The organism is Stenotrophomonas sp. RG-453, assembly GCF_033843685.1.
GTDB classification, from domain to species: domain Bacteria; phylum Pseudomonadota; class Gammaproteobacteria; order Xanthomonadales; family Xanthomonadaceae; genus Stenotrophomonas; species Stenotrophomonas bentonitica_A.
Genome location: NZ_JAMYED010000006.1, coordinates 1 through 25,203, shown reverse-complemented (window position 1 = coordinate 25,203; position 25,203 = coordinate 1). Strand labels below are relative to the sequence as shown.

23 protein-coding genes, 1 tRNA gene and 1 pseudogene are annotated in these 25,203 nt (G+C 66.9%); 14 read left to right on the top strand and 11 right to left on the bottom strand.

Annotation, left to right across the window (positions count from 1 at the left end; genetic code table 11):
- Positions 1 to 41: 41 nt before the first annotated feature.
- The 5 genes from NJD74_RS12545 to NJD74_RS12525 form a co-directional block, all read right to left on the bottom strand.
- Entirely contained in the window at positions 42 to 950 is a 909-nt protein-coding gene (locus tag NJD74_RS12545; protein WP_319624286.1) for an RDD family protein, read from the bottom strand.
- Between the two features lie 45 nt (positions 951 to 995).
- Positions 996 to 1,742, bottom strand: a complete 747-nt coding sequence (locus tag NJD74_RS12540) for a pilin (protein ID WP_102788578.1) — start codon at positions 1,740 to 1,742, stop codon at positions 996 to 998.
- A gap of 38 nt (positions 1,743 to 1,780) precedes the next feature.
- Entirely contained in the window at positions 1,781 to 2,254 is a 474-nt protein-coding gene (locus tag NJD74_RS12535; protein WP_019183583.1) for a DUF494 family protein, read from the bottom strand.
- Between the two features lie 42 nt (positions 2,255 to 2,296).
- The gene (dprA, locus tag NJD74_RS12530) at positions 2,297 to 3,436 is read right to left on the bottom strand and encodes a DNA-processing protein DprA (protein WP_319624285.1); all 1,140 of its coding nucleotides are present in this window, start codon (positions 3,434 to 3,436) and stop codon (positions 2,297 to 2,299) included.
- A 74-nt stretch (positions 3,437 to 3,510) separates the two neighbouring features.
- Positions 3,511 to 4,641 (bottom strand): LysM peptidoglycan-binding domain-containing protein, encoded by a 1,131-nt coding sequence (locus tag NJD74_RS12525; protein WP_019183585.1) that lies wholly within the window; start codon positions 4,639 to 4,641, stop codon positions 3,511 to 3,513.
- Between the two features lie 126 nt (positions 4,642 to 4,767).
- Between NJD74_RS12525 and def the strand changes: the two genes are divergently transcribed.
- From def to NJD74_RS12500, 5 genes are all read left to right on the top strand, one after another.
- Positions 4,768 to 5,280: a peptide deformylase gene (gene def, locus NJD74_RS12520; protein ID WP_019183586.1), complete on the top strand. Its 513-nt coding sequence runs from the start codon at positions 4,768 to 4,770 to the stop codon at positions 5,278 to 5,280.
- 99 nt (positions 5,281 to 5,379) lie between these two features.
- The gene (gene fmt / locus NJD74_RS12515; RefSeq protein WP_319624284.1) at positions 5,380 to 6,303 is read left to right on the top strand and encodes a methionyl-tRNA formyltransferase; all 924 of its coding nucleotides are present in this window, start codon (positions 5,380 to 5,382) and stop codon (positions 6,301 to 6,303) included.
- 1 nt (position 6,304) lies between these two features.
- Positions 6,305 to 7,648 carry a 16S rRNA (cytosine(967)-C(5))-methyltransferase RsmB gene (rsmB, locus tag NJD74_RS12510; RefSeq protein WP_319624283.1) on the top strand — a complete coding sequence of 448 codons (1,344 nt, stop codon included), beginning with the start codon at positions 6,305 to 6,307 and terminating at the stop codon, positions 7,646 to 7,648.
- A 26-nt stretch (positions 7,649 to 7,674) separates the two neighbouring features.
- Positions 7,675 to 9,396: a glycosyltransferase family 39 protein gene (locus NJD74_RS12505; protein WP_319624282.1), complete on the top strand. Its 1,722-nt coding sequence runs from the start codon at positions 7,675 to 7,677 to the stop codon at positions 9,394 to 9,396.
- 111 nt (positions 9,397 to 9,507) lie between these two features.
- The gene (locus tag NJD74_RS12500) at positions 9,508 to 10,815 is read left to right on the top strand and encodes an O-antigen ligase (protein WP_284128731.1); all 1,308 of its coding nucleotides are present in this window, start codon (positions 9,508 to 9,510) and stop codon (positions 10,813 to 10,815) included.
- Here the strand turns inward: NJD74_RS12500 and NJD74_RS12495 are convergent.
- Positions 10,800 to 11,618 (bottom strand): glycosyltransferase family 2 protein, encoded by an 819-nt coding sequence (locus NJD74_RS12495; RefSeq protein WP_319624281.1) that lies wholly within the window; start codon positions 11,616 to 11,618, stop codon positions 10,800 to 10,802. The genes NJD74_RS12500 and NJD74_RS12495 overlap by 16 nt on opposite strands.
- Between NJD74_RS12495 and NJD74_RS12490 the strand changes: the two genes are divergently transcribed.
- Positions 11,617 to 12,675, top strand: a complete 1,059-nt coding sequence (locus NJD74_RS12490; protein ID WP_070472083.1) for a CDP-glycerol glycerophosphotransferase family protein — start codon at positions 11,617 to 11,619, stop codon at positions 12,673 to 12,675. The two genes, NJD74_RS12495 and NJD74_RS12490, sit on opposite strands and share 2 nt — an antisense overlap.
- Positions 12,676 to 12,795: 120 nt before the next feature.
- On the opposite strand, the gene NJD74_RS12485 is transcribed toward NJD74_RS12490, so the two are convergent.
- The 4 genes from NJD74_RS12485 to NJD74_RS12470 form a co-directional block, all read right to left on the bottom strand.
- Positions 12,796 to 14,313 carry a PH domain-containing protein gene (locus tag NJD74_RS12485; RefSeq protein ID WP_070472080.1) on the bottom strand — a complete coding sequence of 506 codons (1,518 nt, stop codon included), beginning with the start codon at positions 14,311 to 14,313 and terminating at the stop codon, positions 12,796 to 12,798.
- Positions 14,310 to 14,834, bottom strand: coding sequence for a PH domain-containing protein (locus tag NJD74_RS12480; protein ID WP_019183594.1), 525 nt, complete (start codon positions 14,832 to 14,834; stop codon positions 14,310 to 14,312). The genes NJD74_RS12485 and NJD74_RS12480 overlap by 4 nt, the downstream gene beginning before the upstream one ends.
- A gap of 85 nt (positions 14,835 to 14,919) precedes the next feature.
- Complete coding sequence (ribA, locus tag NJD74_RS12475; protein ID WP_070472075.1) at positions 14,920 to 16,053, bottom strand: GTP cyclohydrolase II RibA; 1,134 nt, start codon at positions 16,051 to 16,053, stop codon at positions 14,920 to 14,922.
- Between the two features lie 68 nt (positions 16,054 to 16,121).
- Complete coding sequence (locus NJD74_RS12470; RefSeq protein WP_102788572.1) at positions 16,122 to 17,039, bottom strand: lauroyl acyltransferase; 918 nt, start codon at positions 17,037 to 17,039, stop codon at positions 16,122 to 16,124.
- A gap of 85 nt (positions 17,040 to 17,124) precedes the next feature.
- On the opposite strand from NJD74_RS12470, the gene dtd reads away from it, so the two are divergent.
- The 8 genes from dtd (at position 17,125) to NJD74_RS12430 (ending at position 25,066) form a co-directional block, all read left to right on the top strand.
- Complete coding sequence (gene dtd, locus NJD74_RS12465) at positions 17,125 to 17,565, top strand: D-aminoacyl-tRNA deacylase (RefSeq protein WP_070426029.1); 441 nt, start codon at positions 17,125 to 17,127, stop codon at positions 17,563 to 17,565.
- Positions 17,566 to 17,655: 90 nt separating this feature from the next.
- Positions 17,656 to 19,503 carry an RNA polymerase sigma factor RpoD gene (gene rpoD, locus NJD74_RS12460; RefSeq protein WP_019183598.1) on the top strand — a complete coding sequence of 616 codons (1,848 nt, stop codon included), beginning with the start codon at positions 17,656 to 17,658 and terminating at the stop codon, positions 19,501 to 19,503.
- 312 nt (positions 19,504 to 19,815) lie between these two features.
- Entirely contained in the window at positions 19,816 to 21,216 is a 1,401-nt protein-coding gene (gene yjjJ, locus NJD74_RS12455) for a type II toxin-antitoxin system HipA family toxin YjjJ (protein WP_319624280.1), read from the top strand.
- Between the two features lie 56 nt (positions 21,217 to 21,272).
- Positions 21,273 to 21,348 (top strand) — tRNA-Ile (locus NJD74_RS12450).
- A gap of 176 nt (positions 21,349 to 21,524) precedes the next feature.
- On the top strand, positions 21,525 to 22,739 hold the full coding sequence (locus NJD74_RS12445; protein ID WP_319624279.1) for an integrase arm-type DNA-binding domain-containing protein: 1,215 nt from the start codon (positions 21,525 to 21,527) through the stop codon (positions 22,737 to 22,739).
- A 119-nt stretch (positions 22,740 to 22,858) separates the two neighbouring features.
- On the top strand, positions 22,859 to 23,104 hold the full coding sequence (locus NJD74_RS12440) for a hypothetical protein (RefSeq protein ID WP_319624278.1): 246 nt from the start codon (positions 22,859 to 22,861) through the stop codon (positions 23,102 to 23,104).
- Positions 23,091 to 23,348 carry a hypothetical protein gene (locus NJD74_RS12435; protein WP_319624277.1) on the top strand — a complete coding sequence of 86 codons (258 nt, stop codon included), beginning with the start codon at positions 23,091 to 23,093 and terminating at the stop codon, positions 23,346 to 23,348. The genes NJD74_RS12440 and NJD74_RS12435 overlap by 14 nt, the downstream gene beginning before the upstream one ends.
- A gap of 800 nt (positions 23,349 to 24,148) precedes the next feature.
- Positions 24,149 to 25,066: a DUF6387 family protein gene (locus NJD74_RS12430; protein ID WP_319624276.1), complete on the top strand. Its 918-nt coding sequence runs from the start codon at positions 24,149 to 24,151 to the stop codon at positions 25,064 to 25,066.
- A gap of 15 nt (positions 25,067 to 25,081) precedes the next feature.
- Here NJD74_RS12430 and NJD74_RS12425 read toward each other — a convergent pair.
- Positions 25,082 to 25,203: pseudogene (locus tag NJD74_RS12425) on the bottom strand (IS3 family transposase); the annotation flags it as partial.

Here is a 25,203-nt window from a genome sequence, read left to right as displayed (position 1 = left end):
GCCGGCTCATGTCAAGCGGCCTGGTGTGAGGATTGCCCGGATCAGGACATCGATGCGATCACGCCGATCATGGCGATCATCACGCCGAACAGGGCCACCATGGCCAGCGCGGCGAGCACCAGGATCACGATGGTGACCGTGCCCAGGCCGCGCTGCTGCAGCTCGGGATGCTCGGTGAAGGCCCACTTGTCGACCACCAGGGTGTCGCACATCATGTCGTGCAGGGCCTGCTTGCGCTCGGTGAAGGCCGCCATGATGAAACCGATCATCAGGATCAGGCTGCTGACGATGGTCGCCAGGTAGCGGCAGAACGCGCGCAGGAAGCTGATCCGCTCGCCGTTGCCGCGCACGACCTTGATGCCGACGGCCATCTTGCCCAGCGTGGCGCCGCCGCGCGAGGCGTGGAAGCCGGCGTAGTAGCCGATGCTGATGACCATGCTGAGCAGCATCACCACCAGGGTCAGCGCGACCTGCACGCTTTCGTTGCCCGAGCCGGCACCCGTCAGGTTGATGATCATGCTCAGCGGCAGGGTGACCACGGTGAGCAGGATGTAATCGATGAAGTAGGCGGCGTAGCGTTTCCAGAACCCGGCATAGACCACGTCCTGGCCGTTGACCACCGCGGCGTTGGCGTAGCCGGTGGCCGCGGCCGGCGCGGTGTACGGCGAGTACGTGCCGCCGCCGGTGCCGGGCAGCGGGGCGGTGCCGTTGTCGATGGCGGTGTAATCCCCGCGCAGGTCGATGCCGCTGCCGAGGTCGCTGGCCGCAGAGGCCAGGTTCTGCAGCTGCAGCTCATCGACGGCCTCGGACAGGGGCGCCCACTGCGCGAACCCTTCCCGCCACACCAGCGTGGCCAGGGTGATGTCACCGCGCTGGAAGCGCTGGCGCATGTCGTCTGCGCTCAACGGACCCTGTCGGTCCTGGCCATCGGCGAAATACCACTCAGTCATTGCTTCAATCCCCTGTTGGGTGCATCCATGGACGTGTGTCCGTTATCAGCCGCGGCATTCCTGCGGCAGGTACTTGTCATCGGGCTCGCCGCTGCATTCCCAATGATCGGCGCCGTTGTAGTCCAACCACAGCAGCTTCCCATCCAGCGCGGCGTTGCCGGGCACGGTGAGCTGGGCTTCCACGCCGCAGTGGCCGTTGTTGAAACGGCCGATCCGCACGGTGCTGATGGCACCGTCGGCATAGCCTTCGGCCGGCTGGAAGCCCTCGTCATCGTTGACCGGGCAGCGGCCATGTGCGCTGTGGAACCCGGCCACCGCGAGCTTGACCGGGGCCAGCGTCACCAGTGCTTCACTGGTTTTGGCCCGCGCCACATAGTCCCGATAGGCGGGCAGCGCAAACGAGGCGAGGACCGCGCCGACGATCAGCACCAGCACCACGATCACGGCCGCAACGATGCCCACGATCGCGCACCCGCTCAATCCCTTGCGGGGTGGGGGAACGGCGGCGGGGTTGGCGGGGGACACGGGGGTGACGGGAACGCCGGGCGCGGCGGGCAGCGCCGGTGGCACGGCGGGGCCGGGAACCGGCTCTGCCACCACCTCGACGGCGGGGGCGATGTCCAGGCCGATCTCGGCCGCCACGGTTTCCAGCGGCTGCCACTGGACCATGCCGTCGCGCCAGACCAGCGTATCGCGCCCGATGCGGCTGGAACGGTAAAGCGCGATCAGCTCGTCAGCAGGCAGCGGACCGCGCTGCTGACTGTTTCCTTCTGCAAAGAACCACTGGTCCACCGGCCCGCTCCTGAATGCGCAAGGCGCTCAGTGTAAGGTCAGTGAAGCGGTTCCGGCTCGTCCACGAACATCTGGGTTTCCATCCAGGCGTAGGCAGCCTCTGCCCCGGGCTGGTTGAACAGCACCATCAGCACGACCCACTTGAGGTCGTCCAGGTCCAGCTCGTCCTGGTCCAGCGCCATCGCACGGTCCAGTACCAGCTCGCGCTGGCTGGCGTCGAGAATCCCGTGCTGCTCCAGGAACATCAGGAAACCGCGGCTTTCCACGTCCAGCTTGTCCAGCTCGGGGCCATGGAAGATCCGCACCGGGCCGTTGACACGGCCCAGCACGACGGCCGGGCGCTGCTCGGCGAGCGCGTCCAGCCAATCGAAGGCTTTGTTGATCTCGGTGGGGCTGAAGCCGGCCTGGATCAGGCCGTTCTGGAGGGAGTCGCGGTCGCGGATGAGGTCCGCGTCTTCGCTGAAATAGTGTTCGAACAGGTACAGCAGGACATCCAGAATGCTCTCTTTCATTGCCCCTCGGCCTGCGTCAACGACGCTGTGGAGGTGAAGAAACTAGGGTTTTCGACAGTAGCGACCATGGGCGGCCATTACCTTTCCATCCAGTTCCATGACCAGCAGCATGGCCGACAGCTGGGCCGCCGTCAATCCGCTGCGCTGGATCAGTGAATCCATACCCGTTGGGTCGTGATCCAGGGCTTTCCACAAGCACTGGTAGTCCGGGTCGGTGTAGGAAGGGGCGCGCTCGGGCGCCGGTCGTGCCTGTTCAGTGGGGGCGTCCAATCGGGTTCGCAAGGCCCCGGCCAGGGTCTGGGCCAGGGCGGTCAGGCCGGCGGTCACCTCCGCCGGCTCCTCGACCAGCGCCGCACCCTGCCGGATCAGCCGGTGGCAGCCGCGGGCCCGTGGGTTGCGGATCGAGCCGGGCAGGGCGAACACCTCGCGGCCCGCCTCGGCGGCGCAGCGGGCCGTGATCAGGGCCCCCGAGCGCTGGGCGGCCTCGATGACCAGGGTGCCCAGGCTGAGGCCGGCGATGATGCGGTTGCGTGCGGGGAAGTGCGCCTGGCTCGCCGGCATCCCGGGCGCGTATTCGCTGACCACCGCGCCGGTGGCGGCAATCCGTTCATGCAGGGCGGCATGCCGGGGCGGGTAGGTCTGGTCCAGACCGGTGGCCACCACGGCCACGGTCATGCCCCCGGCGACCTGCAGGGCGCCCTCATGGGCCTGGGCATCGACCCCGGTCGCCAGGCCGCTGATGATCGACCAGCCATCGCTGGCCAGCGCGGTGGCGAAGGCGTGCGCGTGCTCGCGGCCGCCGGGGGAAGGCGAGCGGCTGCCGACCACCGCCACCGCCGGATGCCACAGGCGCGTCGGGTCTCCGTCCACGAACAACGCCACGGGCGGTTCCTCGATCTGGGCCAGCAGCGCCGGGTAATCGGGATCGGTGAGGGCCAGCAGGTGGTGGTGTTCGTCTGCCAGCCAGGCCAGGCCGTGGGTCAGGTAGCCTTCGTCCGGCAAGGCCAAGCGGGTGCGTTGCGCGGGGCTGCATCCGGCGGCGCGCCAGGCGCCCGGACCGGCGCGCAGTGCCGCGGCCGCGTCCGGGAACTGGCGCAGCAGGCGCAGGCGGGGCGGCAGGGCGCCTCCGGCGAGGACGACGGTGAGCAGGGCGGTGGAGGAGGCAGGGCAGCAGATGGGCATCCGCTTACCCTGAGGCGCAGACGACGACGGCGCCCTAGGGCGCCGTCGGAGGGCAGGGTAGGATTCCGCCGCGCTTACTGCTTATCGGGATGCAGTGCCGAATAGCCGACGTGGACCGGCTTCACGCCTTCCATCACCAGCGCGTAGCTGACGTTCTCGAAGGTGCGGAACACCATCGCGTGGGCGGCATACTCGTCCGGCAGGGTGACCCGGCCGGCACCGCTGGTCAGCGAATCGTCCATCCGCGACGAGTTCGGGTAGTCCATCCGGTGGGCGACGTGACGGCCCTGGCGCCACAGCGAGAACACGGTGCCGTTGTCGACCCCGTTGGCGCTGCCGGCGGAGATCGCGATCACATCGCGCGGACCGCCCGAGGTGAAGGTGTCGGCCACCGCCAGGACGCGCACATCCAGATCGGCGGTCTGCGGGGCGGGCACGTGCGGCACGAACTGCAGATCGTACGGGCGGGCTTCGACCGGCACCAGGCGATCACCGGCGCGCACTTCGCGGCCGTCGACCTGGCCCTGCAGCACCAGCGAGGTCACCTCGACATCGCCGCTCTGCACGCGGCTCACCGTGCCGACGTTGATCTGGGCCAGTTCGTAGCCCAGCGTCTGGTGGCGCTTGCTGGGCACGATGAAGGCTTTCCAGACATTGCCGCTGCCGGGCGTGGTGTCGCCGCGGGCGTTCAGGTCTTCGGTCGGCTTGGGCAGGGCGTACTGCACGGTCGGGCGGACCACCGCGTAGCGCTGGCCGACCTGGGCGTTCTCCAGGCCCCGCACATAGGCGGTCTGCCCGGTGGTGGCACGCAGGCGGTTGTCTTCCAGGTTGACCACATACGGCAGCGACTTGACCTCGTCGACCACGCTCAGCTGCTTCAGGAAGGGCTCGACCTGCTCCAGCGGAACGCCGTTGATCGGGGCCTCCTGGCGCGGGCCGGGCTGGGCCACGACGCGGTCCAGATAGGCCAGGCTGAGCACGTCACCCGGGTAGATCAGGTGTGGATTCTTGACCTGCGGGTTGGCCTGCCAGATCTCCGGCCACAGCCAGGGCTTCTGCAGGAAGCGCGCCGAGATATCCCACAGCGTGTCCCCTTTGCGTACGACATAGGTATCCGGGTGCCCGCCATTCATTTCCACGGCGGTAGCATAGGTAGCAACGGTCAGCATCGCCACGGCGACGACCGTACGAGTTCGTTCAAACATAGATGTGGTGCCTGATTCCCCAACAGGTTCGCGCACTATAGTCCAGAAACCGGGGCGCGGGGCAAGCGTTGGCGATAGAATCGCCCTGTACGCCGCTTCGACCGGCGCCCCCTACCGGTATTTGCCATGGCCCTCCTGCCCATTCTCGAATTTCCCGATCCGCGCCTGCGTACCAAGGCTGCGTTGATCGATGCCGCCGACGTGACCACGCCGGCGTTCCAGACCCTGATCGACGACATGTTCCAGACCATGTACGACGCCCCGGGCATCGGCCTGGCCGCCAGCCAGGTGGACGTGCACAAGCGCTTCATGGTGATCGATGTCAGTGAGGAGAAGGACACCCCGATGGTGTTCATCAATCCTGAAATCGTCGCCAACGAAGGCGGGCAGGTCTACCAGGAAGGCTGCCTGTCGGTGCCGGGCATCTTTGCCGACGTCACCCGCGCCAACCAGATCACCGTGCGTTACCTGGACCGCCATGGCGTGGCCCAGGAACTGACCACCGACGGCGTGCTTGCCGTGTGCGTGCAGCACGAGATGGACCACCTGGACGGCAAGCTGTTCATTGATTACCTCTCCCCGCTCAAGCGCGAGATGGTGCGCAAGAAGCTGGCCAAGCAGCGCAAGCACGTTGCCTGAGGTGAGGGCAGAGACCGCCGCGCGGGCTGACCGCGCGACGGGTCCTGTTGCGCGGCGCCGGACACCGGCGCCGTTTTACTTTCTGTTAGTGGGGTCGCCATGAAGATTGTCTTTGCCGGTACGCCGGCGTTCGCCGTGTCCTCGCTGCGTGCCGCCGCCCGCCACCATGAAGTGGTCGCGGTGTACACGCAGCCCGATCGCCCGGCCGGCCGTGGCCGTGGCCTGGCACCGTCGCCGGTCAAGCTCGAAGCGATCGCGCGCGGCATCCCGGTGTTTCAGCCCGAAAGCCTGAAGACCCCCGAAGCGCAGCAGCAGCTGCGCGATCTGGCGCCGGACCTGATGGTCGTGGTGGCCTACGGGCTGATCCTGCCCAAGGCGGTGCTGACCATCCCGACCCACGGGTGCTGGAACGTGCACGCCTCGCTGCTGCCGCGCTGGCGCGGTGCCGCGCCGATCCAGCGTGCGATCCAGGCGGGCGACGCCGAGACCGGCGTGTGCCTGATGCAGATGGAGGCGGGACTGGATACCGGCCCGGTGCTGCTCAAGCAGCACATCGCGATAGGTGCCAACGATACCGGCGGCCAGTTGCACGACCGCCTGGCCGAGCTGGGCGCGCAGGTGCTCTCCGACGGCCTGGGCCTGCTGCGCGCGGGCATCAAGCCGATCGCCCAGCCGCAGCCCGAGGCGGGCGTGACCTACGCGCACAAGCTGGACAAGGCCGAGGCCCGTCTGGACTGGGCGCAGGATGCCCACGCGCTGGCCCGTACGGTACGTGCGTTCAACCCGTGGCCGATCGCCGAGGCGATGCTGGCCGGCGAGCGTGTGCGCATCCATGGTGCGATCGCGCTGGATGACAACCAGGGCAAGGCCCCGGGTACGTTGCTGGCGGCCTCGCGCGAGGGCATCGACATCGCCTGCGGCCAGGGTGCGCTGCGCCTGCGCGTGCTGCAGCGTGAGGGCGGCAAGGCGATCACCGCCGCCGATTACCTCAACGCCCGCCGCGACCTCGGCGTGGGTGCCTGAGATGACCAACGCGCGTTCCGGCAAGCCTGCAGGCCCCTACACCGCCCACACCGCCCCCGGCGTCCCCACGCGCGTGCTGGCCGCGCGCGTCCTGGCCCAGGTGATCGGCCGTGGCCGCTCGCTGAAGGCCGAACTGGCCACCGCCCTGCCAACCCTGGACGACAGCCGCGACCGCGCGCTGCTCGAGGCGCTGTGCTTTGCCGTGCTGCGCCGCCGTGCCGCCTACGATGCCGCGCTGGCGCAGTGGATGCCGCGCCCGCTGAGCGTGCGCGAGGACGAGCTGCGTGCGCTGCTGCTGGTCGGCTTCGCCCAGCTCGACGCGCTGGAGCTGCCCGCCCACGCCGCGCTCTCGGCCACGGTGGACGCCGCCCGCGCGATGGGCCGTGACCGTCAGGCCGGCATGGTCAATGCGCTGCTGCGCCGTGCCCAGCGCGAAGGCATTCCGCCGCTGCCGCCGCGCGATGCCTTCCCGCTGTGGATGGCCGAAAAGATCGAACAGGATTGGCCGGACGAGGCCGAGGCGGTGTTCAGCGCCAGCCTGCAGGCCGCGCCGCTGTGGCTGCGGGTCAACCGCCAGCACGGCAGCCGCGAGGCGATGCTGCAGCAGATGGAAGCCGCCGGCATCGCTGCCGAAGCCTCCAGCATCGTTGCCGATGCGATCCGCCTGCCGGTGCCGGTCGCGGTCACTGCGCTGCCCGGCTTCGCAGAGGGCGCGCTGTCGGTGCAGGATCTGTCTGCCCAGCAGGTGGCCGATGCGCTGGCGCCGCGCCCGGGCGCGCGCGTACTCGATGCCTGCGCCGCACCGGGCGGCAAGTCCGCGCACCTGCTCGAGCGCGATCCGACCCTGCACCTGCTGGCGTTGGACATCGATGCGCGCCGGCTCAAGCGCATCAGCGAAACGTTCGCACGCACCGGCGTGGGCCAGAACGCGAAGGTGCTGGCCGGTGACGCGACCGATCCGGCCAGCTGGTGGGATGGGCAGTTGTTCGACACCATCCTGCTCGACGCCCCGTGTTCGGCCACCGGCATCATCCGCCGGCAGCCGGACGTGCTGGTGCACCGCCGGCCGACCGACATCGACGCCCTGATCGCGCTGCAGGCACGCCTGCTGGATGCGTGCTGGACGATGCTCGCTCCCGGCGGAACCCTGCTGTATGCGACATGCTCGATCCTGCGCGATGAAAATCAGTTCCAGGTCGAAGCGTTCCTGCAGCGCACGCGTGGCGCGGGCTTCCTGCCGCTGGGTGAGGCGTATGGGCACGATTCCTGGGCCGGTCGCCAGCGCCTGCCGGGTGAGGACGGTGCTGACGGCTTCTTCTATGCGCGTCTGCTAAAGAAGGGTTGAACCGAACCCGGCTAGAATCCCGCCCCATGCTTAACCAACGCGCATCCCGAGAGTTCTGGCTGCTTGCCCTGATGGCCCTGCTCGTTCTGGGGGCCGGCCTGGGCATGCGCGATCCCTGGCCGTCCGACGAACCCCGCTTCGCGCTGGTCGCCAAGCAGATGGTGGACAGCGGCGACTGGCTGTTCCCGCACCGGGGCACCGAGCTGTATTCGGACAAGCCACCGATGCTGATGTGGTCGCAGGCTGCGCTGTATTCGCTGATCGGTGATTGGCGCGTGGCGTTCCTGCTGCCCTCGCTGCTGGCCGCGCTGGGTACTCTGGCCTGTGTCTACGACCTTGGCCGCCGGCTGTGGACGCGGCGGGTCGGGCTGTATGCCGCCTGGGCGCTGCTGTTCGCGCTGCACTTCACCTTCCAGTCCAAGAAGGCCCAGATCGACCCGCTGGTGGTGTTCTTCATCACCTTGGCCAACTACGGCCTGCTGCGCCATCTGCTCAGTGGCCCTGCGTGGCGCTGGTGGTGGCTGGGCTGGTTCGCCGCCGGGCTCGGGGTGATCACCAAGGGCGTGGGCGTGATTGCACTGCTGATGATCCTTCCGGCGGCGGTGGCCTCCGTACTCGGCTGGCCGCGGGTCAAGCTGCACTGCCGCGACTGGCGTTTCTGGCTAGGCCCGCTGGCGTTCGTGCTGGCGATCGCGCTGTGGCTGGTGCCGATGGTGGTGACCGCGCTGGGCAGTGGCTCGGCCGAGTACCGGGCCTACCTGGACGACATCCTGTTCCGGCAGACCGCCAAGCGCTATGCCCAGTCCTGGGATCACCACCAGCCGTGGTGGTACTTCCTGGGCACGATGCCCTCGATGTGGATCCCCGGCTTCCTGGCGATTCCGTGGGCGATCCCGGCCTGGCGCCGGCGCCTGCAGCGGCGCGATGCGCGCTACCTGCTGCCGCTGGTGTGGTGGCTGTTGATCGTGCTGTTCTTCTCGATCCCCAACGGCAAGCGCGACGTCTACATCCTGCCGGCGCTGCCGATGTTCTGCCTGGCGCTGGCACCGCTGCTGCCGGGGCTGCTGCGCAAGCGTGCGTTCCAGTGGCTGCTGGGCGGCTTCGTGGCCCTGCTGGCGGCCGGCCTGCTCGGCATCGGCATGTCCATGCTGGTCGGGCAGCCGGGCTTCGAACGCAAACTGATCCTCGACCGTGGCATCGATACCGCGGTGACCTCCGGCCTGGGCTGGGTCGCGGTCGCACTCGGCTGCTGGGCCGTGCTCACCCTGTGCATCGCCGGCGTGCGCCGCTTCCACCTGGCCGTGGTGGCGACGCTGACCATGGCCTGGGTCGCATTCGGGCTGATCGGCTACCCGCTGTTCAACGACTCCAGTTCCGCCCGCGGCCTGATGCAGCAGGTCGGCCAGCGCATCGGTCCAGACGCCGAACTGGGCCTGGTCGCCTGGAAAGAGCAGAATCTGCTGATGGCCGACCGGGACGCCGCTACCTTCGGTTTCAACCGACGCTGGGACCGGCAGCTGGGCGATGGCGTCGCCTGGCAGGCGGCACGTCCGCAGCAGCGTTGGTTGCTGGTGCAGGAGGACGCACTGCTGGCCTGTGTGGACCGCACCAGCGCCGAGCTGGCCGGGGTCGCCAACCGCCGGCGTTGGTGGTTGGTAAGGCCCGGTGACATCCATGGCCCCTGCGTGGCCAGCGCCGAAGAGCAGGAGCGCGAACGCGCGCTGCACCGGATCGATGGCGATGAGTGAGGTCTGCACTGCTGGCGGCCTGCCCGGGCCGGAACCGCAGGACCGTGGGCGCCGGTCGCGTCCAGTGCAGTCACGGGCCTGCGTGCCTGCGTGTGGCGATCGAGGTTGGCAATGACGTTTTCCCGTGGATCCGAGCCGGCCACGCCTGTTTCCCTGCCGCCGCTGCAGGGGCGTGCCGGCGTGGCGCACTGGATCGCCACCGTGGGCCTGTTCTGCATGCCCGCCCTGGTGCTGACCCTGCCGCAGAATCTGCTGCCCTACGGCATCCTTCTGCTGCTGAGCACGCTGCTGGCGCCGGACTATCTGTGGCGCGCACGTGGCCTGGCCGGGCGGCCGGTGAAAGTGCTGGCCTGGCTGGTGGTGGCCGCAATCGCCTTCGCGCTGCTCTCGATCCATCTGTTCGAGCAGGGGCTGCGCGATATCGACAACCGGTCGCGGTTCGTCGTGATCCCGTGGATCGCCTTGTGGGTGTGTGCCTTGCGGCCGGATATCCGCTGGCTGTGGGCAGGCGCCCTGGCCGGCCTGCTCGGCACGATGGTGCTGTCGATCCTGCAGGTGGCCGGGGGCGCGCCGCGTGCCGACCTGAGCACCAATGCGATCGTGCTGGCCGACATCGTGCTGGTGCTGATGGTGTTGCTGGTCTTCTGCCGGCCACACCAGCGCTGGACCTGGGTGATCGTGGGCATGGTCGCCGGCTGCGTGACCATCGTGCTCAGCGGCAGCCGCGGGGTCTGGCTGGCGCTGCTGGCGCTGCTGGTGGTGATGGCGATGAGCCTGCGCTGGCGCACCGGGCGTGCGCGCCTGGGCGTGCTGCTGGCACTGGTGGCGATCGCCGGCACCTTGACCCTGACCATCCCGAGCCTGCGCGAGCAGGTCCGCCTGACCGAGCTCAAGCACGACGTGGTGCGGATGGAGCGCGGCGACAGCGACTCGTCCGCCGGAGCGCGCGTGGAGCGGCTGCAGGTGGCCTATGAAACCTTCCTCGACCATCCCCTGACGGGGGTGGGCATCGGCCATTTCGACAGCGCCATGCAGCGCCTGCCGGTGTGCCGGGATGATCCGAGTGAGCAGCGCTGCCACCTGGGCCATGCGCACAACGATCTGGCCGAATGGGCCGCGACCCAGGGCGCCCCGGGCCTGCTGTTGCTGCTGGCGATCTATGGCGTGCCGCTGTGGGTGTTCACCGGTCTGCACCGGCGCAGCGGCGAGCAGACCTTCCGTGGCCCGGCCGCCGCCGGGATCATGGTGGTGGTGACCTATGTGCTGTGCGGGATCACCCAGTCGATGTTCGCGCACCAGATCACGGCCAGCTTCTACGTCACCATCGTCGGCCTGCTGGCCGGGTTGTCGATCGTCCAGGGCAATACCCGGCGCCTGGCGTTGGCGCGGGCCCAGGCCCAGGCTCAGGCGTCGGGCTGATTCCGCGGCGGGTCGGTGACCGGCTGCCCGTTCTGCAGCATCCACAGCATGATGGTCTTCTGGCGCACGTAGTTGGCGCGCACATAGGCGTAGACCAGCCCGTGCCAGCCATCGCGGAAGCCGCCGCGCAGCAGCAGCCCGCGCCAGAACCGCCACGCCGGCGCCAGGATCAGCTTGGGCAGGGTGGCGCGCTTGCCCCGCGCGAACTCGTGCTCGGCCATCATCCGCGCGTAGCGCTGGGTCTTGAGCAGCTGCTGTTCCAGCGAGCGGTAGGGGTAATGGATCAGATCACCACGCAGGGTGCCCACCGCGCCATCCACGCTGGCCGCCTCATGGATCTCGCGCTTGCCGCGCCAGCCGCCATGGCGGCGGTCGAACAGGCGCAGGACCCGGTCCGGGTAGGCATTGCCATGCTTCAGGAACTTGCCGAAATACGCGGACAACCGCGCGAAACGGTAGCCGTGGTGGCCGGCGAAGGCGGCAGCCTGCGCGGTCAGGATCGCCTCGCGCAGGGCGTCGCTGATGCGCTCGTCGGCATCCAGGCACAGCACCCAGTCGTGGGTGGCCTGCTCGACGCAGAACGCCTTCTGGCTGCGGAACCCATCGAACCGGCGCTGCAGCGCCCGCGCCCCGGCCGCCGTCGCGATCGCCACCGTGGCGTCGGTCGATTGCGAGTCCACCACGACGATCTCGTCGCAGAAGGCCAATGAGGCCAGACAGTCGCCGATGCGGTCGGCTTCATTGAACGCGATAATGCAGGCCGAAATGCGAGGCCGTTCAGTGGGAGCGGTCGAGGAGGACATGATGGCCGAGTACCTGCTGTTTGCGACGGAGCGTTATGCGCTGCCCATTCTCGCCCCTCTGGCGCAGGCGTTGCACGCATCCGGTCAATCGGTGTCGGCCTGGTTCGCCGATGGCGCCGCCGGCGCATCGCTGCCCGGCGTGCCCAACGTCGGCCTGAAAGAGGCGCTGGCGCTGCGCCCACGTGCGGTGTTCAGTGCCGCCAACTGGGTGCCGCCGTTCATCGCCGGGGCCAAGGTGCAGGTGTTCCACGGTTTCAACGTGCAGAAGCGCGACAGCGCCCGTGGCCACTTCCGGGTGCGGGGACTGTTCGATCTGTACTGCACCCAGGGCCCGGCCACGACCGCCCCGTTCCGCGAGCTGGCCGCGCGCGAGGGCCACTTCGCCGTGGCCGAGACCGGCTGGCCCAAGCTGGACCCGCTGTTCCGCGATGACGGCGGCCTGAGCGCGGGATTGCGCGTGCCGGCCCAGGGCCGCCCGGTGATCCTGTTCGGTTCGACCTTCACCGAGCGCTTGAGCGCGGCGCCACACCTGTACGACCAGATCGCGGCCGACATCGCCCGCGGCGATCACTACTGGCTGCTGACCCTGCACCCCAAGTGCGCGCCGGAGCTGTTCGATCGCTACCGCGCGCTGGCTGGCCCGCATGCGCGCTTCATCGAGCCCGAACAGGTGATGGCCGCGCAGCGCGCCGCCGATGTGCTGGTCTCGGACACCTCCTCGATCGTGTCCGAGTTCATCGTGCAGCACAAACCCGTGGTCACCTTCCGCAACCGGGTGCCGCAGCCACACATGATCGATTTCGACGACGCCACGCAGCTGCCCGCGATGCTGGCCCAGGCGTTGGATCCGGCGCCGGCGTTGATGGCCGAGATCCGGCGCTACGCCGATACCATCCACCCGTTCCGCGATGGCTATTCCTCCGAGCGGGTGATCGCCGCGACCGAGGATTTCCTGTCCGGCGAACTCGGCACGCTCAAGCGCAAACCGTTCGGTGCGTGGACGCGCGGCCTGCAGATCCGCAGGGATCTCGGGTATTGGGGACCGGCCAAGCGCTGAAGCATCCTTGGCGATGCCGGTCGGGTTAGGGCGAGCCGGCGAGCAGCCGACAGCACCGGGATGCACCCCCTGCGTGGACGGTGTTCATCCGGTCGGTCCACGCCGTGCGTGGAGGCTCGTCTACCAGCGCAGGCGGCGCTTGGCCAACGCCCGGCCCAGCTGCTCGTACACCGCGCGTGCTTCGGCCTCCGGCAGGTACTGCAGCACCAGCGGCGTGCCCATGCCCGCGCCGGCGGTATCCAGCCACACGCTGGCCGTGCCCAGCCGGCGGTCCAGCGGCGAGCGGGTCAGACGCAGCGCCTGCAGCTTGTCCAGCTCTGCAAAGCGCCACCAGCGCTGCCACCAGCCGCCACGCACGGCCACGTAGTCGTCATCCAGGTGATAGCCGATGCGGTCCATCTGCCGGTGCGCGCGGAATGCCGACCACGGCAACCACAGCAGCAACAGCGCGCCCCACGGACCGCCGTACCAGATCGCGCCCGCGCTCAGCAGCGGAACCACGCACAGCGCGCCCAGGCACAGCCGCCACCAGCCGCGCCTCTGAACCGGCTGCCAGCGCGCCGGCGGCCACTGCAGGTGTGGCAGCAGATGCTGGACCAGCCCATCGCACACGGCCGGCGTCGCCAGCGGCGCGAGTTCGCGCAGGTCACGCCGCTCGCCTTCGCCGGGGTTGCCGGCCGCGATATCGATGCGCAGTTGCCGGCGCTGGAACCAGCGCTGCAGGGCCGTCTCGCGCAGCGTCCAGGCCTGGATCCGGCGCCGCGCCACGCTGGTGCGCATGCGCGTCAACAGTCCGCTGGCCACGGTCAGCCGACGCTCGTGCTCACTGAGCCGGAAACCGTAATAGCGCAGCAGCGCGAGCACCACCGAGAGCACCCGCAGCAGCACCCAGAAACCGGCCACGGCCAGCACTGCGGCAATCGCCCAGAGCCACATGCCAGGGTGCAGGTGGCTGGCATAGCCGAAGGCCTGGCGCCCGCCTGCTTCGATCACATCGGACACGCTGCCACGCGGGAACAATTGCAGCATCGCACCCAGCACCGCCACCACCACGACCCAGCCGCGGTTGGACAACAGCCCGATGCTGATGACCTCGCCGGGGCCCAGCGCCAGCAGCACGTCCTCGGCAGGCTCGGCAAGCGCCGCCTCGCCCCCGGCCGCGGCCGGCGCTGCCTGGCCACGCTGGCGGACCAGCCGCTCCAGTGCGAGCGCCTGGTCCAGCTTGAGCACCCGCATTTCTGCCTCGGGTCGGTTGCCGCCGGCCGATTCCAGCTTCAGCTCGGCCACCCCGAACAGGCGGTGCAACGGGTTCTGGTGCACCACCACGTTGTGGATGCGGGCGAAGGGAATCTCGCGGCGATTGCGCGCGAACACGCCGCTGCGCACCGTGATTGCCGTCGCCCCGATCCGGTAGCGGTAAGTGAGGTACTGCAGCACCGAGTACGCCACCAGCACCACCACGGCGATCACCGGGCCGATCGACAACCAGAACTCATCGCGGTCGCCGCGCTGGCCGAACACCACCAGCGCGATCAACGGCACCAGGCCCTGGCGCAGCTGCATCAGCAGTACGAACAGCCACGACCAGGGATGCAGCCGCTGCTCCGGCGCGGCATCAAGCGGCGGCGGAATACTCACAGGGCGTCGTCGTCCTGGTCCAGCTGGTGCGCCAGGGTATCGCGCAGGCGCTCGGCATCGGCGCTGTCCAGGCCACTGAGTGTGACCGCGCTGAAGCGGCTGCCGGCGGTATGCACGACCAGCGTGCTCAACCCGGCGCTGCGTTCGATCGGGCCACGCCGCAGATCCAGGTGCTGCACGCGCGAAGTCGGTACGCGGGTTTCGTTCTGCCAGAGCAGGTCACGGCGCAGCCCGAGCCCTTGGGCATCAAGCCGCCAATAGGTGCGGCGCTGGCGGCGGAAGGCGAGCGCGGCACCGATCAGTGCGCCCAGCAGCACCACGCCGGCCGCGCCCCACCAGCGCCCCGGCAGATCGAACACCACCCACAGCGCACCGAACGCACCGCCGATCAGCAGCGCGCCGGCGATCGCGCCACCGAAGGCGGCCAGCGAGGCCGAACGCAGCGGCAGCGGTTGCCAGTCCGGCGCGGCGGGCGACGGCGGCAGGGGCGGCGGCACGGGAGTGTCGAGGAGATCGGACAAGGCAGGGCGCTCGGCTGGAAACGGGCCGGGCGCATGCGTGCAGGTGCAACCGCCCGTGGCGCAGACGGTAGCAGGTTGCCGTGGGCTATTGCGCGGCCTGGATCAGCGCATCCACATCGAGCAGGTGGCCGGCGCGTTCGGCCTTGGTGCGCAGGTACTGTTCGTTCTCGGCGGTGATGTCGCCGGTGACCGGCACGCAATCGACCACGTCGATGCCGGCATTGCGCAGGCGCTGGGCCTTGGTGGGGTTGTTGCTGAGCAATTGCACGCGGGTCACGCCCAGGCCCTGCAGCATCGCCACGGCACTGCCGTACCGGCGCTCGTCGGCACCAAAACCAAGCTGCGCATCGGCGTCGATCGTATCCAGCCCATCGTGCTGGTAACCGTAGGCGCGCATCTTCGCGGCGATGCCGGTGCCACGGCCTTCCTGGTCCAGGTACAGCAGTACGCCGCCACCAAGCTCCTTGAGCTTGCGCAGGCCACGCCGCAGCTGGTCGCCACAGTCGCACTTGAGCGAGCCGAACAGATCGCCGGTCAGGCAGGAGGAGTGCACGCGCACCGGCACCACGGCGGACAGGTCCGGCGTGCCGACGATGATCGCGACCTGGTCGCGCTGGGCCACGCCACCGCGGAACACCGCGAATTCGGTCATGCCGACCTCGCGCAGCGGGACCGGCGAGCGGGCCACCAGCTCATAGGCGTGCGCGGCCTGCTCGGCGCCTTGGCTCAGGTCGCACAGCGAGACCTGGGCGCAGCCGTCGAAGCGGCGGTCATCGGAGTTCAACAGCACCCCGACCATCGCCGGCAGCAGCAGGCCTAGGCGGGCAATCTCCACCGCGCCATCGTCCAGCGCTTCACCGCCGGTCCAGCCGGGCGGCATTGCGCCGGGATCGCGCAGGTAGCTGAGCGAGGGCAGTGCATCGAAGTCGATGCCGGCCAGCGGCACGCGCGCGCCACGTTCGGCACTGACGCCGAGCACGCGTGCGCGGGTGGAGGTGAGGAACAGGTAGTGGCGATCTTCCGCGGCGGCGGCGAAGGCGGTGAAGCTGGTGCGGGTGCTGCTGTCCAGCGCGATGAAGGCCAGGCGCAGGCCGTGGCCATCGTCGATCACCACCGGGCGACCGGCGCGCAGTTCGGCCACCGCGCGCTCGCAGCGGATCGCGGCCGGGTCGCCGAACAGGGAAGAAGCAGAAGACATGGCAGGGGCCGTGGGGGACATCGTGGTTTCCACAGTGGGGACGGAAAGCGCCGATTCAATCGCGCCAAGGGCGCGACGCTGCGTCGCAGTCAGTGCGGATGGTCCTCGGTGGCGTAGGGATCGTCCTCGCCGCTCTGCGGTGGACGCAGCGTATAGCGCTTGTAGGTCCACTGATACTGCGCCGGATCGCGCCGGGCGATGCGTTCGATCCCGGCATTGAGGGCGCTGGCGGCGGTACGCGGGTCGGGATCGGCCACGGCCGGCGGAGCGGCCTCGATGTGCAGCGCGAAGTCCATGTCCGGGCCGATCCGCTCGCACCAGCCGTACAGCACGGTCGCGCCGGTGCGCTCGGCCAGCCGGTTGACCAGGGTCATCGTCAGCGCCTCCACCCCGAAGAACGGCGCGAACACCCCGTCGCCGGCCTTGGGCTGCTGGTCGGGCAGGATGCCGGTGGCGCCGCCGTCCTTGAGCACCTTGAACAGCTGGCGCACGGCCGGGCCCTCGGCCCGGACCTGCTGGACGTTGTCGCCGCCACGGACCAGCTGCAGGAAGGCATCGCCCACCGCTTCATCCGGGGCCTTGTAGACGATCGCGATCGGGCCGCGCGAGGCCAGCCACTGGTTGAGCAGCTCCCAGTTGCCGTAGTGCGGGGCGGCCACGATCACGCCGTTGCCGGCAGCCAGGGCGGCGTCGTACAGCGCCTCACCGTGGCGCTCGGTGAGCCGGGCCAGGTTGCGCTCGCGCGGCTGGGTCCACAGGCGAAGGGTTTCGATCGCCTGCAGCGCGGTGGAGCGCAGCACGTTCCTGTGCAGCGCCGCGCGTTCGGTATCGCTGAGTTCGGGGTAGGCCAGCTCAAGGTTGCGGCGGGTGACGCGGCTCTCACGGGCGTTGAGACGGATCCACAGCCAGGCCAGCAGCGTCGCGACGGCACGCAGCCAGGACCAGGGCAGGCGGGTGAACAGGGCAGCGGCGCGGTACGCCAGGCGGGCAGTGGTGTGCGGTTTCATCGCTGCGAAGTCTAGCCGCTGGCGGCCAGCCTGTCGGCGCGCGGGCGCGTTAAGGTAGGCCGCCTTCAGTTGCGGAGCCCTGCCGATGCTTGTCCTGATCCAGCGCGTGAGCCAAGCCAGCGTCCATGTCGAGCAGGCCGTCGTGGGCCAGATCGGGCCCGGCCTGCTGGCCCTGGTGGGCATGGAGCCGGGCGACACCGAGGCCCAGATCACCCGGATGGCCGATCGCCTGCTTGGTTACCGTGTCTTTGGCGATGAGACCGGAAAAATGAACCGGTCGCTGCGCGACACCGGCGGCGGATTGCTGCTGGTCAGCCAATTCACCCTGGCGGCCGATACATCCAGCGGGATGCGGCCGGGCTTCAGTACCGCCGCGCCGCCGGCGGAGGCTGAACGCGGATTCAATCGACTGGTCGATATCTGCAGACAAAAACATGCCCCGGGGGTGGAAACCGGCCAGTTTGGTGCCCATATGGTTGTCAGCCTGGTCAACGATGGTCCCGTGACCTTCCTGCTCAGACCCTAGCCCCCGGGACCACCGCCCGGGAACGCGGGGCGCCGGGCTGGTATAATGCTAGGTTCTATTCCCTCTCCCAGCCGGTGGCGCGAGCACTACATGGCCAACGAACGTCCTGCCCAGCAAAACGACATCAAGCTTCTGATCAGCAAGGGCCTGGAACAGGGCTACCTGACCTACGCCGAAGTCAATGACCATCTGCCCGACGACATCGTCGACCCGGAGCAGATCGAAGATATCATCGGCATGATCAACGGCATGGGCATTGATGTCCATGAAGTTGCTCCCGATGCAGAAACCCTGTTGCTCAACGATGGCAACACCGGCAACCGCGAAGTCGATGACACCGCGGCCGAAGAAGCCGCCGCCGCGCTGAGCGCGCTCGACACCGAAGGTGGCCGCACCACCGACCCGGTGCGCATGTACATGCGCGAAATGGGTACCGTCGAGCTGCTGACCCGCGAAGGCGAAATCGCCATCGCCAAGCGCATCGAAGAAGGCCTGGGCCAGGTCCAGGCCGCACTCGGTACCTTCCCGGTATCGGTGGAATCGCTGCTGGCCGACTACGACGCGCACAAGGAAGGCAAGAAGCGCCTGGCCGAAGTGATCGTCGGCTTCAACGACCTGGTCGAAGAAGTCCCGGCCCCGGCCGTGGCCGAAGACACCAGCGATGAGGCTGACGAAGACGCCGATGAAGACGACGACGGCGACGACGTCGAGGAAGAGGCCGGCCCGACCGGTCCGGATCCGGAAGAAGTCGCACGCCGCATGCAGGCCCTGAGCGATGCGTACACCGCGTTCAAGAAGGCCGCGGCCAAGGGTGACCGCAAGCCGCTGGCCAAGCTGCGCGACGACATGGCCGCCGTGTTCGTGACCCTGAAGCTGCCGTTGCCGCTGACCGATGTGCTGGTCAAGCAGCTGCGCGACGTCATGGCCTCGATCAAGTCCCACGAACGCCGCGTGCTGAACCTGGCGACCGTGACCGCGCGCATGCCGCGCAAGGACTTCATCCGCTCGTGGGAAGGCAACCAGACCAACCTGGAGTGGGTGGAAGACGCACTGAAGCGCAAGCAGAAGTGGTCCTCGGCCCTGCGTGACGTGAAGGACCAGATCATTGCCGAGCAGCAGGCGACGATCGACATCGAGAAGACCACCTGGCTGGAACTGGACGAGCTGAAGGAAATCAGCCGCGCCATGGCCTACGGTGAAGCGCGTGCACGCAAGGCCAAGAAGGAAATGGTCGAAGCGAACCTGCGCCTGGTCATCTCGATCGCCAAGAAGTACACCAACCGCGGCCTGCAGTTCCTCGACCTCATCCAGGAAGGCAACATCGGCCTGATGAAGGCCGTGGACAAGTTCGAATACCGCCGTGGTTACAAGTTCTCCACGTATGCGACCTGGTGGATCCGCCAGGCCATCACCCGTTCGATCGCCGATCAGGCGCGCACCATCCGTATCCCGGTGCACATGATCGAAACGATCAACAAGTTGAACCGCATTTCCCGTCAGATGCTCCAGCAGTATGGCCGCGAGGCTACGCCGGAGGAGCTGGCCAAGGAAATGGACATGCCGGAAGACAAGATCCGCAAGGTGATGAAGATCGCCAAGGAGCCGATCTCGATGGAAACCCCGATCGGCGACGACGAGGATTCCCATCTGGGCGACTTCATCGAGGACACCAACGTGGAGTCCCCGATCGAGAACACCACCAACATCAACTTGTCTGAAACCGTGCGTGACGTGCTGGCCGGCCTCACCCCGAGGGAAGCCAAGGTGCTGCGCATGCGCTTCGGCATCGACATGAACACCGACCACACCCTCGAGGAAGTGGGCAAGCAGTTCGACGTCACCCGCGAGCGTATCCGCCAGATCGAAGCGAAGGCGCTGCGCAAGCTGCGTCATCCGAGCCGGTCCGAGCAGCTGCGCAGTTTCCTGGATATCGATTGATCGATACCGGCGCATCGCGTTGAAACCCGACAGACCCCGCGCAAGCGGGGTTTGTTTTTTGGGGCGGGTGGCGGCGCGTGGTGTACTCGAGCCTAGCGGCGGCGCAGCGGATGGAGGGGTGTTCGAAGGGGTCGGGATCGCCAGGCTGATTTGGTGATTTCGTTGCGTGTTTCGTAACTTAATTACGGATTTTTTTATCGGTGTCTCCGGGGTGATGTTATTTCAATCAATGGCTTATATGTTTAATTGGGTTGCGGTTCGCCGAGGATTGGCGTATAGATTCGTAACTTAACTCGTCCCGAAACTCAGGCCATGGCCCGTCCCCGTACCGTCCAGCTCCAGACGCTGTTCGACAACCTGCCTGCTGGCGAGGTCGTCTCAGCTGCCGATCTCGTCGATCGCCTGGGGGTTACCCGGACAACCTTGAGTCGTCTTGTCGCCGAGGCCGGGGACCGCGTGGTGCGACTTGGCCGCACCCGCGCCACGGCCTATGCCGTCCGCCAGCAGACCGCCGCGGGCAGCGAGTGGCCGCTGTTCCGGCTGGGGCCGGACGCCACCCTTGAAGAACTGGGCACGGTCGTGGCACTCACGGGCGAGTCCTTCCACGTGTCGACCACCGCCGCACGCCCCAATCTGACCCGTTCGCCAGACGAGACCGTCGACGGCCACTTCCCGGGGCTGCCGTGGTATCTGGATGACCTGCGCCCACAGGGCTTCCTCGGGCGCATGTTCGCGCATCGTCGCGGGCGTGACCTGGGCATCCCCGACGACCTCAATCGCTGGCAATTGGGTGACACCCTGCAGGCGCTGGTACGTGCAGGCGGCACCGGGATCGGTGACCTCCTGCTCGGCGGCGATGCCGTGCAGATGGCGTTGCGCGCGCTCGATGCGCCTGGCGATCACGTCCTGGCCGGGCAGCGCGCACGTCGTTATCCCGAGCGCGCCGCAGCGGCCCTGGAAGGCGAAGACGTCGGATCGTCGCCCGGTGGCGAGCAACCGAAGTTCACCGCCACGGTGGAGCATGAGGGAGGGCGCTATGCGGCGCTGGTGAAGTTCGCGCAGCCCACCGCAGGCGAGGCCGCCGAACGCTGGGCGGACCTGCTGGTCTGCGAGCACCTGGCCCTGCAGTGCCTGCGCGACGCGGGCGTGCCCGCAGCGGCGTCCGAGATCCTCCAGACCGACACGCATACGTTCCTGGAGGTGCAGCGCTTCGACCGCACCGTCGACGTGCTCGGCCGGCGTGGCTTCGTCTCGCTGCTGGCGCTGTCCTCGGCCTTCGTCGGTGACGTGACCGTGGACTGGGGAACGGCTGCCGACGCGCTGCTGACGCAGCGCTGGGTCGATCGCGACGCGCAGGCCGCGATGGGAAGGTTGCACGCGTTCGGCCGGCTGATCGGCAACAGCGACATGCATCAGGGCAATCTGGGTTTCCACCTGGTCGATCGCGGCCCGCTGCCGTTGGCGCCCGCGTATGACATGTTGCCGATGTCACTGGCACCCTCGCGCACAGGCGTGCTGCGTGCGGCTACGCCGCTCGCCTCCATCGCGCCGGAGCGCAGCGGCCAGCTCGCGCACCTGCACTGGGCAGCGCCGCTGGCGGTGGACTACTGGCAGCGCGTGGCGGGTTCGGCGCTGCTGCGCTCGGGCGGGCTGCGTGAGCTGGCGGCGGAGAATGCGCGTCGGGTGCAGGCGATGGGGCAGCGTTTTGGCTGATGTGAGGGTTGCAGTGGAAAGCGCCTACAGGCCTCCACTACACTGTGCGGCCGCAAGGGCCTATAGCTCAACGGTTAGAGCAGAGGACTCATAATCCTTTGGTTCCAGGTTCGAATCCTGGTGGGCCCACCACATTGACGTCTACTGGCGTCCTGAGAAGTCCGACAGCCTTTGGAAGTGGCTAGGACAGCAGGGGTTGACCGTCCATCGGCGTCCTAGGGTGTCCCCTTGCATCCAAGAAAAAAGTGAGTCAGGCTGTGAGTCGTGGACGGGAAGCTGTCCGTCAGACTCACAAACGGGTGACTCACATGCTGACCGACACCAAGTTGCGCTCGCTAAAGCCCAAGTCCGCGGTGTACCGCGTGGCCGACGCTAACGGCTTGTGCATTGAGGTGCGTCCGACCGGCACCAAGGTGTGGCGATATCGCTATCGCTACCTTGGTAAGGCCAGCATCATTACCATCGACGAATATCCTGCTACGTCACTCCAGGCGGCACGCGTGGAGCGGGATAGGCTGCGGGCTCTGCTCCGTGGCGGGGCCAACCCCTCACAAGTTGCCAGGGCCGAGCGCGCCGCGCATGGTGAGCGGGCTGCCACCACCTTTTCCGGAGTAGCACTGGAGCTGCTGGCGAAACGTGCAAAGGAAGGTCTTACGCCCGGCTCAGTGGTTCGCGAGCGTCGCTTGATCCAAAAGGATCTGGCGCCTCTGGCTGACATGCCTCTGACCGAGATCACCGCCCCCATACTGCTTGCCGCACTTCGCAAGCTAGAGCAGCGCGGAGTGATCGAAACTGCACATCGCGCTCGATCTCATGCTGGCCGAGTTTTCCGATACGCCGTGGCCACGGGCAGGGCAGAGCGCAACCCGGCTCAGGACTTGGCTGGTGCCCTCGAGCAACCAAAGACGAAGCACTTTGCGAGCATGACTGAGCCCTCGGAGATCGGCGCACTTCTGCGCGCGCTGTGGGGCTACCAAGGCTCGCTTGTTACGCAGGCAGCGCTCAAGCTCGCACCAATGCTGTTCGTGCGTCCCGGCGAGCTGCGCCATGCCAAATGGGCCGATATTGACCTCGATGCTGGCGAATGGCGGTATGTGACCAGCAAGACGAACACGCCTCACATCGTCCCGCTATCCGCGCAGGCCATCGAAGTGTTGCAGGACCTGTACCCGTACACCAAACGAAGCGAGTTCGTATTCCCGGGCGTGCGAAGTGTCCTCAAGCCGATGAGCGAGAACACGCTCAATGCTGCACTTAGGAACTTGGGCTTCGACGGTTCGATGATGGTTGGTCACGGCTTCCGGGCGATGGCCCGAACCGTGCTGGACGAAGTGCTGGGCTTCCGGCCGGACTACATCGAGCACCAACTTGCCCACGCGGTTAAGGATCCACTTGGGCGCGCCTACAACCGCGCTACGCATCTGCCAGAACGCAGGAAGATGATGCAGGCCTGGTCGGACTATCTGGACCGTCTGCGCGAAGAGCAGCCCAAAGTTGTCGAGTTCCGCGCTAAGCGCGCATAACCCTTTCACTGCTGACAGGAGGATTCGAAGAGGTCTACCGGCTTCATAAACAAAGCGGCCGAGATAGGGGTTGGCGCCCCTAGCCCGGCCTACCACAACCGACTATTGGAGAGTCGATCATGGATTGCAGCATTATAGATGTTGCGCCTGAACGGGCGCGTTCGGCCGCGAAGCGGCACATTTCATCAGCCCGAGGGGCGCACCGTACTACCCGCGGCTTCGCCGTCCGCCGCTGGCTCACCGCCCGCGACGATCTCAATACCTACCGCCTCTGTGGCGTGTTTTTCCTGATCGGCACGATTTTGGGTGTCTCCGATATGACCGTCATTGAACTTGTCATGGAGGTGACTTGTGCCCGTATCTGACCTTACCGAAGAAACCCCGTACGGCGCGATCCCGGTCCAGGATGACGCTCCGACCTACAAGATCTGTGCAGGCATCGACACGATGCACGCGCTGGGTGACGCAAGCCTCTACGTGAGCTTTGTCCGATCGTTCTTCCGAACCTGTATGGACAATTGCACCTCCCCGACATTTGATGAAATTGCCGTACTGGATCATCTTCTGGAAGAGGCTCAAGCACTGCGGCGCGCATCGAGGGTGGACTGATGGCCGCGCTCGCTAGCCAAGAGAGAATCACCGAGCTGAGGCAAGTCCTAAACGAAGCAGCGCAAGCCATCTGGGATATCCAGGGCATCACTCAGCTACTACTCAGCTCAGGGGAAATGGATGCGTCCAGCTTTTCCCCTGAGGTCCGAGCCGTCGTCAGCATGGTCCACGAGAGGGCTGCCCATATGGGTAAGGGCATTGAGGAGGTCCTATGAGCCGGGCCAAGCCTCCAAGGCATAAGCGCCCGGTGCGCTTCAATAGGACAAGGGCTAACCCCATCCAGCGTGTGCCCTTCTACAGGCAAAGTCATGCCCGGCACGGGGACTATTGGCGGATGCCCTCGGCACAGGGCTACCTGATGGGGCGGGAGATCGGCAGAGTGAGCGCGGTTGCGTTCCTTCAAGCACTTGATGAGGCTGCCCAAGATGCTCGCTACGTTGGCAGTGCTCACCTTGCTGACGTTGTTTCTTCGGTAGTGGAGGCGAATGGCGGACAACTGGCGGATAGCCAGAGGGGCTTGATTGACGGCTTCTTCGGCCGTAGCTCCGTCCTGTGTAGATTCCTTATCCGAGGCCTGCAGACATCGCGGGCCGAAGATCAAAGGTACACAATCCTTCAACTAGAGGAGGCCCTGACCGATCTGGCATCCTTAGGCGCAGAGGAATACGCATTGAGACGAACTGACTCCGTCCAAGCGGTCATTCCAGATCGCAGGGACCACCCGGAATTTGAGCTGAGGTGATGGTGACTTGGTACAGGCTGCTCGGGTCGACGATCGAACGAATAGGGAGATAGAAGAGATGGTTCGCCATACCGCATCCAGCCGTATTCCTGGCTGGTTCAACCTGGAGGCCTATAGCCAGCTTCCTGTTCTTGATGCCTCAGGCTGGTTGAAGGTCCTCGTCGATTTGCACATGATTCTGGAGTGCGACGCGGCCGACTTCGTCGACGAAACCGCTGATGGCGCCCTCGCAATGGACGTCATCGAAGATATGTTCACCCAGTTCCAACTTGGATCCTCAAGGGACGTGTATGACTGGCTAAAGGAAAAGTACGCCGTCGACCCGGCTGTGTATGACTTCGGTACAACCCAGTCACTGAACAACTGGACTGTCGCTAGGATGGGGGCGACGCTTGAACGCCTGGACAGGGGCAAGGAGTTCATGCGCGGCATGCGTCGACTCGTCGACCAAGACCTTAGGCGAGACTACAGGGGGTTGAATCGTGCTCATCGACGACTGGACGCATTCCGGGACTTCTCGGAACAACCGTTCTTTGTCGCCCTTAGAGACTCAACTCTTCGAAGCGACTCAGGTAAGGCTCTGACTACCAATCGAGCAATTTCGGTGGATATGAGCGCACCCGATGACATCATTCTCGCGGACTTCAAGAGCTGGTTAGGTGAGATGAGGAAGCTTGAGCATCACCGTGCTGCACGGAGGAGCTTCACAGAAGTCGACTACCAGAAATGGGCCAGGAACGGCTACGTACCCCTGCTCTTGCTGGACAAGTGGAGGGTGCTGACGGGGGTGAAGATCACGCTTGGCGATCTATGTGATGCCGCGTTCCCCGATGGAAGGCGAGTCGAGGTAGACGACCTTAGGAAGACGCTGCTGCCGAACGCCTATTCCTGGGCTACCAAGGAGACCATCGAGGCCCTGGCGGCCCAAGCATCGAGGCAGGGCGCTAATCCAATTGCGGAAGATCGAGAGGGATGATTTCTTCCGGGGGTTCTACCCCGAAATCACGGACGGTTGTAAAAGGGCTGAGAACTTCTGGTCTTGCCTGGCGACCCTTCGTCGCATCCTCGGGTTGTGGAACCGCTCGATGTATTCGAACACATCCGCCCTCGCGG

What these genes read in the sequence shown, in the direction of transcription:
- rsmB (WP_319624283.1), top strand. Translation starts at nt 6,305, where the DNA reads ATGACCAACGCGCGTTCCGGCAAGCCTGCAGGCCCCTACACCGCCCAC.
- NJD74_RS12545 (WP_319624286.1), bottom strand. Translation starts at nt 950, where the DNA reads ATGACTGAGTGGTATTTCGCCGATGGCCAGGACCGACAGGGTCCGTTG.
- NJD74_RS12500 (WP_284128731.1), top strand. Translation starts at nt 9,508, where the DNA reads ATGACGTTTTCCCGTGGATCCGAGCCGGCCACGCCTGTTTCCCTGCCG.
- yjjJ (WP_319624280.1), top strand. Translation starts at nt 19,816, where the DNA reads ATGGCCCGTCCCCGTACCGTCCAGCTCCAGACGCTGTTCGACAACCTG.
- def (WP_019183586.1), top strand. Translation starts at nt 4,768, where the DNA reads ATGGCCCTCCTGCCCATTCTCGAATTTCCCGATCCGCGCCTGCGTACC.
- NJD74_RS12495 (WP_319624281.1), bottom strand. Translation starts at nt 11,618, where the DNA reads ATGTCCTCCTCGACCGCTCCCACTGAACGGCCTCGCATTTCGGCCTGC.
- NJD74_RS12505 (WP_319624282.1), top strand. Translation starts at nt 7,675, where the DNA reads ATGCTTAACCAACGCGCATCCCGAGAGTTCTGGCTGCTTGCCCTGATG.
- NJD74_RS12445 (WP_319624279.1), top strand. Translation starts at nt 21,525, where the DNA reads ATGCTGACCGACACCAAGTTGCGCTCGCTAAAGCCCAAGTCCGCGGTG.
- fmt (WP_319624284.1), top strand. Translation starts at nt 5,380, where the DNA reads ATGAAGATTGTCTTTGCCGGTACGCCGGCGTTCGCCGTGTCCTCGCTG.
- NJD74_RS12525 (WP_019183585.1), bottom strand. Translation starts at nt 4,641, where the DNA reads ATGTTTGAACGAACTCGTACGGTCGTCGCCGTGGCGATGCTGACCGTT.
- NJD74_RS12490 (WP_070472083.1), top strand. Translation starts at nt 11,617, where the DNA reads ATGATGGCCGAGTACCTGCTGTTTGCGACGGAGCGTTATGCGCTGCCC.
- NJD74_RS12470 (WP_102788572.1), bottom strand. Translation starts at nt 17,039, where the DNA reads ATGAAACCGCACACCACTGCCCGCCTGGCGTACCGCGCCGCTGCCCTG.
- rpoD (WP_019183598.1), top strand. Translation starts at nt 17,656, where the DNA reads ATGGCCAACGAACGTCCTGCCCAGCAAAACGACATCAAGCTTCTGATC.
- NJD74_RS12440 (WP_319624278.1), top strand. Translation starts at nt 22,859, where the DNA reads ATGGATTGCAGCATTATAGATGTTGCGCCTGAACGGGCGCGTTCGGCC.
- NJD74_RS12535 (WP_019183583.1), bottom strand. Translation starts at nt 2,254, where the DNA reads ATGAAAGAGAGCATTCTGGATGTCCTGCTGTACCTGTTCGAACACTAT.
- ribA (WP_070472075.1), bottom strand. Translation starts at nt 16,053, where the DNA reads ATGTCCCCCACGGCCCCTGCCATGTCTTCTGCTTCTTCCCTGTTCGGC.
- dtd (WP_070426029.1), top strand. Translation starts at nt 17,125, where the DNA reads ATGCTTGTCCTGATCCAGCGCGTGAGCCAAGCCAGCGTCCATGTCGAG.
- dprA (WP_319624285.1), bottom strand. Translation starts at nt 3,436, where the DNA reads ATGCCCATCTGCTGCCCTGCCTCCTCCACCGCCCTGCTCACCGTCGTC.
- NJD74_RS12430 (WP_319624276.1), top strand. Translation starts at nt 24,149, where the DNA reads ATGGTTCGCCATACCGCATCCAGCCGTATTCCTGGCTGGTTCAACCTG.